The following is a 12797-nucleotide window of genomic DNA, read 5'->3' on the forward strand; positions in this document are numbered from 1 at the left end:
TCGAGCTTTACTAATTTATTTACTAATACACAGTTAGTTACAGTTAATCTTGGATTAAGTAGAGTGGGGATAAGAGCCAAGGTTCTTATAGAAAGCTGCAACCCCTTTTAACTCCTCAAGCGCCTTCACTACTTTCGCATCATCTGCATGACCAGCAATATCAATATAGAAGTGATATTCCCAAGTACCTTTACGTGCAGGACGAGATTCAAAGCGATTCATAGAGACGCCATGCTTTGCCAAAGGCGCCAATAAACGATGGACAGCACCAGGCTGGTTATCAACAGAGAGCACCAAAGAGGTCTGATCTTTACCGGTTGGCTGGCAGGCGTAGTTACCGACCACAACAAAACGGGTGCGATTATGCGGATCATCCTGAATCTGTGCAGCTACCGCTTGCAAACCATACGCCTCTTGCGCAGGATCGCCAGCAATTGCAGCCAGAGTTGGATCACTTGCCGCCATGCGAGCTGCTTCCGCATTACTGCTCACCGCTTGACGCTTTAATTGTGGAGCGTGCACGCTTAACCATTGCTGGCACTGAGCCAATGCTTGAGCATGAGCGCAAACAGTAGTTACGCCATCAAGCTTGCCACTCTTAGTCAATAAGTGATGACGAATTGGCAATACGACTTCGCCGCTAATACGCATAGAAGAGTCGAGCAATAAATCCAATGTGCGAGAAATCGCACCTTCACTAGAGTTCTCAACAGGCACTACGCCAAATTGTGCCGCGCCCTTCTCTACCGCTTTAAAAACCTCGTCCAAACTGGCGCAAGGCAATCCAGCGATGGAATGACCAAAATAGGTTTGTGCTGCTTGCTCAGAAAATGTTCCTACTGGGCCAAGGTAAGCAATGGTTTGGCGAGCCTCCAAAGCTCTACATGCAGACATCACTTCGCGCCAAATGGCAGCAATACCATCTGGAAGTAATGGGCCTTTATTAATCTCTTGAAGGCGTGCGACAACTTGGCGCTCACGCTCAGGACGAAAGACTGGTGATGCGAAGCCGCCTTTAACATGGCCTACTTCTTGGGCTGCTTGTGCACGCTGAGTAAGCAAATCCAAGATCTGCGCATCGAGCGCGTCAATTTTTTCCCGCAAGGGCGCTAAGCGCTGTTCTTCAGTACTCATTAAGCCCGCCTTTCAAAGTCGCGCATAAATTCAACTAAGGCTTTTACACCCTCAATAGGCATTGCGTTATAAATGCTGGCACGCATACCGCCTGCAGCTTTATGGCCACGCAAGGCAACCAAGCCAGCCGCGCTCGATTGCGCCAAAAACTCTGCATTCAGGTTCTCATCTTTTAAGAAGAAAGTCACGTTCATACGTGAGCGATATTCCTTGGTGACACGATTCTCATACAGGCTGCTTTGATCTAAGAAGTTATAAAGTAAATCCGCTTTTTCTTGATTACGCATTTCAATGGCTTTCACTCCACCTTGCTTAAGCAACCACTTAAAGCCTAGGCCAGCCATATAAATCGAAAATGTCGGCGGCGTATTGATCATCGACTGAGTTTTAGCTTGCACAGCCCAGTCCCAAATCGTGGGAGTAATGCCCATGCTATGTCCAATTAAGTCCTTACGCACAATCACAATCGTCACGCCAGAGGGGCCGATATTCTTTTGCGCACCACCAAACCAAACGGCGCACTTACTCACATCCATTTCCTTAGAAAGAATATTGCTAGAGATATCCGCAACTAGTGGAATATCGCCAACGTCTGGCACGTCTGGGAACTCAACACCGCCAATCGTTTCATTAGCACAGTAGAGAACATAAGCCGCATCACCAGATAACTTCCAAGTTGATCTTGCCGGAATGGTATTGAATTTTTCTGCGGCTGAAGAGGCGGCTAAATTTGCAGTGCCATACTTCTGCGCTTCTTTATACGATTTTTCTGACCACACGCCAGTAACGATGTAATCCGCCTTCGGTCCGTTCTTGGCTAAAGGCATCAGGTTCATGGGAATGGCTGCATTTTGCCCAAGACCACCGCCTTGTAAGAGCAAAATTTCATAATTATCAGGAATGTTCATGAGGGTGCGTAAATCTTGCACCACCTCCTCATACACTTCCATAAACTCTTTGCTGCGATGACTGATTTCCATCACGCTCGTACCGAGTCCACGCCAATTGAGCATTTCATCGGCAGCCTGCTTCAGCACCTCTTCAGGCAAAGTAGCAGGCCCCGCAGCGAAATTGAAAATGCGGCGGTCAAAAGTCATGATGTGTCTAGTCTAAGGGTGACGCTTAAGCGTCACCTGCCGTATCGTCATTAGAGTCGGTTGTTGGATCAGCAGATACATCACCTTCTTCTACGCCATCAACTTCTTCGTCCGAATCGCTCTCAGCAATACGCTGGAGACCTGATAAGCGCGTACCTTCATCCACATTGATCAAAGTAACGCCTTGAGTAGCGCGCCCCATTTCACGAATTTCAGAAACACGCGTACGGACCAAGATACCGCCAGTAGTAATCAACATAATTTGATCCTCTGGAGATACCAATGCAGCCGCAACTACCTTACCGTTACGCTCTGAAGTCTGAATGGCAATCATGCCCTTCGTGCCGCGACCATGACGAGTGTATTCAGCGATTGGCGTACGCTTACCGTAACCATTCTCTGTAGCTGTCAATACGCTACTTGGAATTGCAATGCCGTCTGCATCAACCACAGCCGCTTCAGCACCTTCTGCAGCTTCTGCTGGAGCAACCAACATAGCGATCACTTGATGACCTTCGCCTAAGTTCATGCCGCGTACACCGCGTGCGGTACGACCCATTGGACGAACATCATTCTCGTCAAAGCGCACGGCTTTACCAGCGTCAGAGAACAACATCACATCGTGCTGACCATCGGTAATCGCTGCACCAACTAAGAAGTCGTTTTCATTCAAGTCAACCGCAATAATGCCGGCCTTGCGTGGGTTAGAGAAGTCAGACAAGCGCGTCTTCTTCACAGTGCCCAAGCTAGTAGCCATAAAGACGTAATGATCATCCTGGTAGCCCTTGATCGGCAGAATCACGGTGATCTTCTCGCCTTCAATCAGCGGGAACATGTTGATGATTGGTTTGCCACGAGAGGTGCGACTACCTTGCGGCACTTCCCAAACTTTGAGCCAGTACATACGGCCGCGATCGGAGAAGCACAAAATAATGTCGTGGGTATTGGCAACGAAGAGCGTATCAATCCAATCTTCATTCTTAGTAGCTGCAGCTTGCTTGCCACGTCCACCGCGTTTTTGTGCACGGTATTCACTCAGCGGCTGACTCTTCATGTAACCAGTATTCGAAAGGGTCACCACCATATCTTGAGGTGTAATCAAATCTTCTGTGAAGAGTTCTGTTGCATTCATTTCAATGAACGAACGACGACCTGTATCACCACCAGCAATACCAAACTCTGCTTGAACTTCTTTCAACTCAGATTCAATCACTTGAGTCACGCGCTCTGGCTTTGCCAACAAATCAAGTAAGTCCGAAATCTCTGACATCACTTCTTTGTATTCGTTAACAATCTTATCTTGCTCAAGACCAGTCAAGCGTTGCAAACGCATCTGCAAAATTTCTTGCGCCTGACTATCAGAGAGACGATATAAGCCCGTAGTTTGCATGCCATACTCAGGCAACAATCCCTCTGGGCGATAAGCGTTACGGCCGCCTGGCGTATCAGTCTCAGCACGCGCCAACATCTCACGCACCATTGATGAATCCCAAGCTTTGCCCATCAACTCTTGCTTAGCAATCACTGGGTTCGCAGCAGCTTTAATAAGCGCAATGAACTCATCGATGTTTGCCAATGCAACAGCCAAACCTTCCAAGACATGGCCACGATCACGCGCTTTACGCAATTCAAAAATCGTACGACGTGTCACTACTTCACGACGATGCTGCAAGAAGTACTCAAGCATCTGCTTCAAGTTCAACAAACGTGGCTGGTTATCTACCAAGGCCACCATGTTCATACCGAAGTTATCTTGCAACTGAGTACTCTTATACAAATTATTGAGAACGACCTCGGGCACTTCGCCGCGCTTCAATTCAATCACAACGCGCATACCAGATTTATCTGATTCATCACGCAAATCAGAGATACCCTCAACTTTTTTCTCATTCACTAACTCAGCGATACGCTCGAGCAAGTTCTTTTTGTTTACTTGATATGGCAATTCATCAACGATAATGGCTTGACGCGCGCCCTTATCCAAATCTTCAAAGTGCGTCTTAGCGCGCATCACCACACGGCCGCGGCCAGTGCGATAACCCTCGCGGACGCCTTGAACGCCGTAAATAATGCCGGCGGTTGGGAAATCCGGGGCTGGAATGATCTCGATCAGCTCGTCTATCGTGCATTCTGGGTTGTGAAGTACATGTAAACAGGCTGTAACTACCTCATCCAAGTTATGGGGAGGGATATTGGTCGCCATACCTACAGCAATGCCAGAACTGCCATTTATGAGCAAATTAGGTACTTTGGCAGGCAGAATCAGGGGCTCCTTCTCGCTACCGTCGTAATTTGGCCCAAAATCGACCGTTTCCTTGTCCAAATCGGCCAAAAGCTCATGAGCTATCTTGCGCAGGCGGATCTCGGTATATCGCATTGCAGCAGCGTTATCGCCGTCTACGGAGCCAAAGTTACCCTGCCCATCAACCAGCATATAGCGCAGAGAGAAATCCTGGGCCATCCGAACGATCGTGTCATACACCGCAGAATCACCGTGCGGATGGTATTTACCGATTACATCGCCAACTATACGGGCAGATTTTTTGTAAGCTCGGTTCCAATCGTTGTTTAATTCATACATAGCGAATAAGACCCGGCGGTGAACCGGTTTGAGGCCGTCACGCACGTCTGGCAGGGCTCTGCCGACTATGACGCTCATTGCGTAGTCCAAATAGGACCGCCGCATTTCGTCTTCGAGGGATATTGGTAGTGTTTCTTTAGCGGCTTGTTCCATCTAGAAATAATATCATTTTGATGACAGGTAGGCCCTATGCTAAGATTCTGTCAGTTTGTACGAAATTGAGATGTGTCGCTTTGCAGTTTTTGCATCAAGGTAGGGCGAATTACATTTAAGTTTGACTTTAATTAAAAAAGAGATTTTTGAGGACTAAAAATGAACAAAACCCTAAGAGTGTTGCTCGCTTCTGTTATTACTGTTTCTGCAACTGCAGCAATGGCTTCTGATAACTGGCAAAACGGCGATGGCGCCCTAAACTGGAAAAACGGCGATGGCACATTGTGCTGGCGCGATAACAACTGGACTCCTGCAACTGCAGCTAAAGGTTGTGACGGTGCCCTGACTGCTAAAGCTGCTGCTGCTGGCGTTAGCCAAAGCAAAATCACTTTGCAAGCTGACACACTTTATGACTTCAACAAGTCTGACTTGAAACCAGAAGGTAAAGCTACTTTGAACAAGATCGCTGCTGACTTAAGCAAGATCAAGTTAGAAGTAATCATCGCTGTAGGTAACACTGACAGCGTTGGTACAGATGCTTACAACATGGCCCTCGGTCAGCGTCGTGCTCAGTCAGTTAAGACTTACCTGACAAGCAAAGGTGTTGACGGTAGCCGTATCTACACAGAATCAAAAGGCAAGAGCAATCCAGTTGCATCAAATGCAACTGCTGAAGGCCGCGCTAAGAACCGCCGTACTGACATCGAAGTTGTTGGTACAGCAGCTAAGTAATTCACTTTACTTGTAAAAAAGCCCGCTTCTAGCGGGCTTTTTTATTTCCGCTATATTCATAGACTTCTCCTACAGCCTTACAGATAAGCAATTCATATGAACGTCGACCAGTCAGAAATCGCCAAATTTAGCGCTCTAGCCCATCGTTGGTGGGATCCTAATAGCGAATTCAAACCCTTACACGCCATCAACCCACTGCGCCTGAACTGGATTAAGTCCTTTGTTAGCTTGGAAGGTAAGAAGGTGGTTGATATTGGTTGCGGTGGTGGCATCTTGGCGGAATCCATGTCCCAATCAGGCGCAGACACTACGGGCATCGATTTATCTGAAAAAGCTCTCAAAGTAGCCGAATTGCATGCTTTAGAGGTAGGCGCAAACCTTACTTATCGCTCCATCTCAGCAGAGGCACTCGCTGATGAGCAACCTGAACAGTATGACGTGGTGACCTGCATGGAGATGCTGGAACACGTGCCGGACCCCGCTTCGGTAGTGCACGCTTGCGCCAAACTTTGTAAGCCTGGTGGTACTTTATTTTTTAGCACCCTCAACCGCAGTCCTAAGTCCTACTTATTTGCCATTATTGGCGCTGAATACATTCTGAAATTACTTCCCAGAGGTACTCACGAATACGCTAAATTCATCAAACCTTCTGAGCTCGTAGCCTTTACTCGCCATGCGGGCTTAGAAATGCTTGGCATGAAGGGTATGAGCTACAACCCACTCACTCAGGTCTATAGCTTGAATGATGATGTCGATGTGAATTACATGATTGCCGTCAGAAAGTAATGCAATAGTGAGTAATCTTTCTAGCCCTTACGCCGGAATCTTTTTTGATTTAGATGGCACCTTAGCTGATACCGCACCTGATTTAGTGGCGGCAACTAATCAATTGCTGGTTGCACGCAATCTTGCGCCTAAGTCTTATGAATTTCTGCGCCCCTATGCATCCGCTGGCGCCAGAGGATTACTCGAAGGCGCCTTTGGCATTAGCCCCGATCATGCGGATTTCATTTCATTGCGTGATGAATTTTTCAGTAATTATGAAAAAGCAATGCTGGTAGAAAGTAAATTATTCGATGACATGAGCCATCTACTCGATCAAATGGATCAAGCCAAGCTCCCCTGGGGCATCGTTACGAATAAAAGTGAGCGCTTTACTAACCCTCTTACCGAATTAATGGGTTTACGCCAAAGAGCCATTTCTACGGTCTCAGGCGATACAACAGCGTATTCAAAACCCCATCCTGAGCCGATCTTGCACGCCGCCAGAATAGCTAAAGTAGATCCTACAAAATCGCTTTATGTGGGCGATGACATTAGAGATGTTCTAGCAGGCAAAGCAGCGGGAATGAAGACTGTCGCAGCCGCTTATGGCTACTGTGGCTGTAAAGAGCCTCCAGAGGCTTGGGGGGCCGATTACATCGTCAATAAGCCTCTCGAGCTACTGCAAATCATCTTTCCCAGCAGGGGATAAACCAAAGATATTCAGCAATTTAAGGTCGACGGCCTTAAAATAAGGTTTCCAATGCATGAACTCCGGGGTCGACATGGTTTCGACGTGGATTACAAAGCATCAAGGGCATACCGAGGACCCGTTATCTCGTAAATCAATGGGAATGTTTTAACTGCAAACGACGAACGTTTCGCACTAGCCGCTTAATTGCGGTTGCCCCTGAACTGATTCTCTCTTGGGTCAGCTAGCGAAAGCTAGATCAGGGTCATTTACAAGAGATAAGATCATTTCATGTCACGGGGAATGATTCGAAAACTTAGTGAATCGTCAGCGTGGAACGTGTCAATCTGTGCCTAGCTGGCTAAATTAAATGATATGACTAAGTATGTAGAACTTGTTGTGGAGGATTTGCGGACGCGGGTTCGATTCCCGCCGACTCCACCATTTTGAAGTAACAGTCAAACGCCACCCAGATGGGTGGCGTTTTTTTGTCTCAAGAATCCATCATTCTTATTAATTGAATTGATAGCTCATTCCGGCTTGGAAATTGAGAGGCGCTCCAGCAAAAATCCCATCAGGACTCCGGCTGGATATATATCTCTTATTAAATACATTATTAATCACTCCAAATACTTTCCAATCTTTGTTGATGGCGTAGTTAGCACTCCAATTGACTGTTGTAAAAGCAGGAACCTCGCCTAAAGTTCCAATGGCATTTTGCGCAACCGTATTTGCCGAATCCGCATACTGAGTAGAAACATAATTCAGATTGACTAAAGTATTGAAGCCATTCTTTTCGTAGCTAACACCCAAATTTGAAGTTAATTTAGGCGTGTACGGAATGCGATTACCATCTCGCCCCAAAGAACTCGTGCCAACAAACTTAGCCACCGGGATGTACGTAGCATTACCGTTAATGCCCCACCCTCCTCCTAGCGCATAAGCCAAGGACATCTCAGCCCCTTGATGCAAACTTTTACCTCCATTGGCTTTAGAAATTCCGGCAGCTAAGCTCTGATTCACAATTTGATTACTGAAGTTCATGCTAAAAATAGCTGAATCATAAGTAAAAGCACCCGAGCGACCACGCAGCCCGAGCTCCGCATTAGTTGAGCGTTCTGGGGCTAACTGCTGATCAACTCCTTTGTCATCAATTGCGGTGGCTAACTGTGCTGGCGCAAAACCTTTATAAACACTACCGTACGCCTGCACTTGGGGAACAAGCTGCCAGGTAGCACCAATTTGCGGAATAGTTTCTACATTCTTGGCGCTACCGGCTTTACCAGAGGCAGCATTTGAACGGGTCTGGTTATAACTTTCCACTCGTACCCCAGGAATAAGTGCAAAGTCTTTACTCAGCAAGAAACGGTTTTGTGCATAGACCGCCACTGAATTAGCCTTGTTATCTTCCTGCGAAGTGAGTCGACCAGAATAGGCTAAAGTTTTGGAGCTCACTAATTGATTGATTTGAGATTCGGTATGCATGCGCAATCCAAACTCTGCTTCATTAGAAATCCCTAGAGCCTTATAGGCATGACTTACCCGAGAATCGATGCCCAACATTTGAAATTCTCGATTTCGCCCAATCAGACAATCAGTACCTATGTTGCAGGCTCTCAAGACTGTCGATTCCTGTGTGCGTTTAACAATACTTTGCCGCCAATAATCCCTAGATAACCTACTCCAATACATCAAGGTATTGATTTTGGTCTCTGGGCTGATTTCAATAGCATGGTTGAGATCTACTGCATTTCTTTGGGTAATAAAGCGGTCATTTGGCGCTGGATTATTTCTTGAGTGAGTGCTGTACTGATTTGGACGCAGACCTACATAAGAGGTATTGATATTGTTATCGTAATGGGTGTATTTCAGACTTAACCACTGATTCTGTGCAATCTCCATTCCCCCTTTCACCAAGATGTCGTACATCTTGAAACCATTGTCCTGGTATCCATTGGACTCAGATTGAATCAGGTTTATTCCTCCAATGGCGCCATTCGATGACGATTTTCCCCCTGCCTCAAGCTCTGCTAAGCGATATCCGTAGTTACCCACTTTACCGGTTAACTTCAATCCTGGAGCAGGTGTTTTGCTAAGGTAATTCACTACGCCACCAATATTGGATGGGCCATATTTCAGGCCCGATGCGCCCTTTAAAACCTCAATTCCACCGATTTGCTCAACAGGCGGGCTGTAATAGGAAGCATTGGAAATAAAGAGACTTGGTTGAATGGGGGCACCATCCTCCAGAAGAAGAACCTTGGAGCTGCGACTCGGATTTAACCCCCGAATACCAATATTTGGAATAGACCCCAGGCCACCCTCATCTCCGCGGACATTAACACCAGGAACCGTCTTTAATACATCTTGTAGGGACTGAGGTTGCAACTCCTCCATCCTCTGTTGATTAATGACATCAACCGTACCAGGAATTTTATACAGCGCATTTTCCTCTCGCCCAACAATATCAATCCTAGGTAACTCAATATCTTGAGCATTTGCCCAAACCGAAAAAGATCCTCCATATAGCAATACAAAAGATGAAAGCCAGACTAACTGATTTCGAGGACGAAAAACTTCTTGATGCTTCATATACCATCTCCAGTGATAAAAACAAAAAATCGCTGGCTATATGCATATGAAAATGCTCTTGCTGGCTAGTAAGTTAATTCATATTTACTTCGTCAAAATGAGTTTCCCTAATTTAGTGATGCGCAATTGATATGAATGCCCATCATGCAAAATGAAGATCTGCTTTGTGCGGCCCAATAAGGTTTCGCTTGGAATGCATCTAGGCAAAAGTTGATTTGATCGAATACATTTTGAATCAAGATCTAAGGTATTTTTCTCGCTCAAGTTAGCCTTCCAAAGTAAATTGAATGGGTGTTTGAAAGCATTGCAAAGAAACCTGGGCAGGAGCTATTGAAATGGGTTCAAATCTCCACTGAGCCAAAGCCTTGATGGCAGAGCGATCCAAACCCTGAAAGCCTGAGCTTTGGGTGATACCAACTTCTTGCACAAGGCCTTGCTCACTTACACATAATCTTGCAATAACCAAACCCTGTTCCTTAAGTTGTCTGCTGGCTAAGGGGTAATGGGGTTTAGGGCTGTATATAACCTGTCTAGCTGTACCTAATGCGTGACGCCCAACTCCCTTGCTATCACTATGCGCATGGGATTCATTTACAGCACTGGAACTATCGCGCTCATTGCTGGAAGGTGTCTTGATTTGGGGTGCAAACAAGGATTTTTTCTGTTGAGATGACAATGTACTTTTACCTACTAGATTTACCATCAGAAAATCTGGAGCGGATGATGTGGACCCCGCAAATGATCCCGATAAAAGTATCAATAGTGCTAATAAATGAGAGAAAGTTACCCCTGATATTAGCAATACATTTCTAGACAATGCACCAGAAAGCAAATGACACCCTTAAAAAATAAATGAGAAAAACTATATTCAACTTACCAAAAAAATGTGTAGTAAGTTAACTACTGCTCTCAATGATTTTAAAGATGATGTAGTGGTTTAACAACCATGATCCCAATGGGGACGGGGCTTGTAGGGCTATTTAATGTGGTACTACTTTTGGGTTAATCGCCACAGTGAAGTGACTTCTTTAGATCTCGCTGCATGCAATGCATCCTCTTTATCAAATGCCTTGTTGTGCGTTGGCTTCGTATCTAAACGCGCAATCACTTTCAAGCCGGCCTTCTCAATCCAATTCAGAAGCTCTTCTCTTGTTCTCAAGCCTACCTGCTCTGCTAAGTCAGAAAGAATGAGCCAACCCTCACCATTTGGCAACAGATGATCTTTTAAACCGCTCAAGAAACCTTTCAGCATCTGACTCTCAGGGTCATACACCGCATGCTCTAGCAGGGAGCTTGGTCTTGCTGGTAGCCATGGTGGATTACAAACAATGAGTGCTGCTTTGCCATCTGGAAAAAGATTGGCTTTCTGAATTTCAATTTGTGAATTCAAGCCCAAGTGGTCAATATTTTCTTTCGCACAAGCAATTGCTCGATCACTTAGATCGGTCGCAATAATCTTCTGAATATCTCGCAGAGCCATAATCACTGCCAACACTCCGGTACCCGTCCCAATATCAAAAGCTATAGAGCCATCTTTTATTGCTTGAGGTATAGGGGCTTTCAGCACCAAGCTAATATATTCACTGCGCACTGGAGAGAAAACACCATAGTGTGGATGAATGCGAACCTCTTCATCATCTCTTGTCAGAACTTGAACACCTGTCTTGCGCCACTCATGAGCGCTAATAACGCCAAGCAACTCACGTAAAGAAATTACATAAGCATTTTCTTGTGCTCCATAAGCCTCAAGGCAGGCCTGAGCAACATCCGGCGCACGCCTTAAAGAGATACTATGGTCGGCGTTGACCTGTATCAAAATCATTCCCAGAATACGTGCGCGTTGGGATTGGGCAAGGCGATGCAGGTTGAATGCATCCAAGGGACTTTTGGTTTTCTCTTTGGTAACTCTGTCAGCTCTAGTGGATTTCTTGGAGGGCTTATCTACCCTTCTGACCAAAGCCTGCAAGAGTTGCCGCGCATTCTGAAAGTCGCCCCTGTAAAGCATCGCAGTGCCTTCACAAGCTAAGCGATAAGCAATATCAGCAGTCAGCGTGTCATCCGCAATCTGAATCTTTTTATGCGGCACAATCCCATTTTCAGAATGCCAATGAGCGGAACAGATTTGTCCGCCCTCTTCCCATTGAAGGGTTGCTGATTGTGTCACTTAGGAAACCACAAAGCGATTGTTTTGATAATCATCGATGGTTTGTTCAATTTCAGCGCGAGTATTCATTACAAATGGGCCGTACTGAACGATAGGCTCATGTAGTGGTAATGCTGCTAGCACGATGAACTGTGCCCCTAGCTCTCCAGACCTCACCTTTAAGCGATCACCATCCCCAAGAACGATAGCTGCCTGCTTTGGGGCGGGCATCATTGGCCCACCTATTTCTAGGGCGCCCTCGTAAACATAAACGAAAGCATTTAGCTCTTTTGGAATACGGTGTTCGAACTCACCATTAGTTGGTAAATGCACATCTAGAAATAATGGCGCAGTGGTGATCCCTTGAATTGGGCCTTGAACTGCTTTGCCACCATCATCGTATGTGCCCGCAATGACCTTGACTGAGCCCCCATTTACCAAAGCAGTCTTGGGTATATCTTCAACCTGGATATCCTTATAGCCAGCCGCTTTCATTTTTTCTTTAGCCGGCAAGTTAATCCACAACTGAAAGCCGCGCATAGCACCACTCACTTGCTGTGGCATCTCAGAATGAATAATGCCGCGCCCTGCCGTCATCCATTGCACCCCACCAGTCTTCAGGTGGCCTTGATTGCCTAAATGATCCTCATGCAGCATATGGCCTTCTAGCATGTAGGTCACCGTCTCAAAACCTCGATGAGGGTGGGCTGGAAAGCCCGCTACATAATCATTTGGATCATTAGAGGAAAACTCATCAAGCATCAAGAAGGGATCTAACCTGACTTGATTTTGACCGCCCAGACTACGGCGCAATTTCACACCTGCACCATCAGAGGTGGCAATGCCAGGAATAATAGTTTGGATGTTGCGGATCATATTGATGAATGTTTTGACTTGGCTTTGGCTAAGTTT

11 protein-coding genes and 1 other RNA gene are annotated in these 12797 nt (G+C 46.2%); 4 read left to right on the forward strand and 8 right to left on the reverse strand.

Features of this window, described 5'->3' with window-relative positions; translation table 11 throughout:
* Positions 1-54: 54 nt before the first annotated feature.
* Genes pheA through gyrA form a run of 3 tightly spaced genes read right to left on the reverse strand, consistent with a single transcriptional unit; the run spans position 55 to position 4965 of the window.
* Positions 55-1134 carry a prephenate dehydratase gene (gene pheA, locus ICN44_RS02245; protein WP_216262503.1) on the reverse strand — a complete coding sequence of 360 codons (1080 nt, stop codon included), beginning with the start codon at positions 1132-1134 and terminating at the stop codon, positions 55-57.
* Positions 1134-2231 carry a 3-phosphoserine/phosphohydroxythreonine transaminase gene (gene serC / locus ICN44_RS02250; RefSeq protein WP_216262504.1) on the reverse strand — a complete coding sequence of 366 codons (1098 nt, stop codon included), beginning with the start codon at positions 2229-2231 and terminating at the stop codon, positions 1134-1136. Before serC ends, pheA begins: the two co-directional genes overlap by 1 nt.
* Before the next feature lie 25 nt (positions 2232-2256).
* Positions 2257-4965, reverse strand: a complete 2709-nt coding sequence (gene gyrA / locus ICN44_RS02255; RefSeq protein ID WP_216262505.1) for a DNA gyrase subunit A — start codon at positions 4963-4965, stop codon at positions 2257-2259.
* Positions 4966-5124: 159 nt separating this feature from the next.
* Between gyrA and ompA the strand changes: the two genes are divergently transcribed.
* The 4 genes from ompA (at position 5125) to ssrA (ending at position 7594) form a co-directional block, all read left to right on the forward strand.
* A complete protein-coding gene (gene ompA / locus ICN44_RS02260; RefSeq protein ID WP_216262506.1) occupies positions 5125-5697 on the forward strand; it encodes an outer membrane protein OmpA in 573 nt (190 codons plus the stop codon).
* A 96-nt stretch (positions 5698-5793) separates the two neighbouring features.
* The gene (gene ubiG, locus ICN44_RS02265; RefSeq protein ID WP_216262507.1) at positions 5794-6483 is read left to right on the forward strand and encodes a bifunctional 2-polyprenyl-6-hydroxyphenol methylase/3-demethylubiquinol 3-O-methyltransferase UbiG; all 690 of its coding nucleotides are present in this window, start codon (positions 5794-5796) and stop codon (positions 6481-6483) included.
* A gap of 7 nt (positions 6484-6490) precedes the next feature.
* Entirely contained in the window at positions 6491-7171 is a 681-nt protein-coding gene (locus ICN44_RS02270) for an HAD-IA family hydrolase (protein WP_216262508.1), read from the forward strand.
* Between the two features lie 64 nt (positions 7172-7235).
* Positions 7236-7594: a transfer-messenger RNA gene (ssrA, locus tag ICN44_RS02275) on the forward strand.
* Between the two features lie 69 nt (positions 7595-7663).
* Here the strand turns inward: ssrA and ICN44_RS02280 are convergent.
* The 5 genes from ICN44_RS02280 to ICN44_RS02300 all read right to left on the reverse strand — a co-directional run bounded on the left by ICN44_RS02280 (position 7664) and on the right by ICN44_RS02300 (position 12761).
* Complete coding sequence (locus ICN44_RS02280) at positions 7664-9742, reverse strand: TonB-dependent receptor domain-containing protein (protein ID WP_216262509.1); 2079 nt, start codon at positions 9740-9742, stop codon at positions 7664-7666.
* 84 nt (positions 9743-9826) lie between these two features.
* Entirely contained in the window at positions 9827-10006 is a 180-nt protein-coding gene (gene hemP, locus ICN44_RS12400; RefSeq protein ID WP_216262510.1) for a hemin uptake protein HemP, read from the reverse strand.
* Between the two features lies 1 nt (position 10007).
* Positions 10008-10394, reverse strand: coding sequence for an energy transducer TonB (locus tag ICN44_RS02290; RefSeq protein ID WP_216262511.1), 387 nt, complete (start codon positions 10392-10394; stop codon positions 10008-10010).
* A gap of 339 nt (positions 10395-10733) precedes the next feature.
* The gene (locus ICN44_RS02295) at positions 10734-11906 is read right to left on the reverse strand and encodes a methyltransferase (protein WP_216262512.1); all 1173 of its coding nucleotides are present in this window, start codon (positions 11904-11906) and stop codon (positions 10734-10736) included.
* Positions 11907-12761: a pirin family protein gene (locus tag ICN44_RS02300; RefSeq protein ID WP_216262513.1), complete on the reverse strand. Its 855-nt coding sequence runs from the start codon at positions 12759-12761 to the stop codon at positions 11907-11909.
* Positions 12762-12797 lie beyond the last annotated feature (36 nt).

Origin of the sequence: Polynucleobacter sp. JS-Fieb-80-E5, from assembly GCF_018882015.1 — a bacterium.
Lineage (GTDB): Bacteria > Pseudomonadota > Gammaproteobacteria > Burkholderiales > Burkholderiaceae > Polynucleobacter.

Bases quoted from the DNA above. Each gene is read 5' to 3' on its own strand.
- ompA (WP_216262506.1), top strand. From the start codon at position 5,125: ATGAACAAAACCCTAAGAGTGTTGCTCGCTTCTGTTATTACTGTTTCT.
- ubiG (WP_216262507.1), top strand. From the start codon at position 5,794: ATGAACGTCGACCAGTCAGAAATCGCCAAATTTAGCGCTCTAGCCCAT.
- ICN44_RS02280 (WP_216262509.1), bottom strand. From the start codon at position 9,742: ATGAAGCATCAAGAAGTTTTTCGTCCTCGAAATCAGTTAGTCTGGCTT.
- pheA (WP_216262503.1), bottom strand. From the start codon at position 1,134: ATGAGTACTGAAGAACAGCGCTTAGCGCCCTTGCGGGAAAAAATTGAC.
- serC (WP_216262504.1), bottom strand. From the start codon at position 2,231: ATGACTTTTGACCGCCGCATTTTCAATTTCGCTGCGGGGCCTGCTACT.
- gyrA (WP_216262505.1), bottom strand. From the start codon at position 4,965: ATGGAACAAGCCGCTAAAGAAACACTACCAATATCCCTCGAAGACGAA.
- ICN44_RS02300 (WP_216262513.1), bottom strand. From the start codon at position 12,761: ATGATCCGCAACATCCAAACTATTATTCCTGGCATTGCCACCTCTGAT.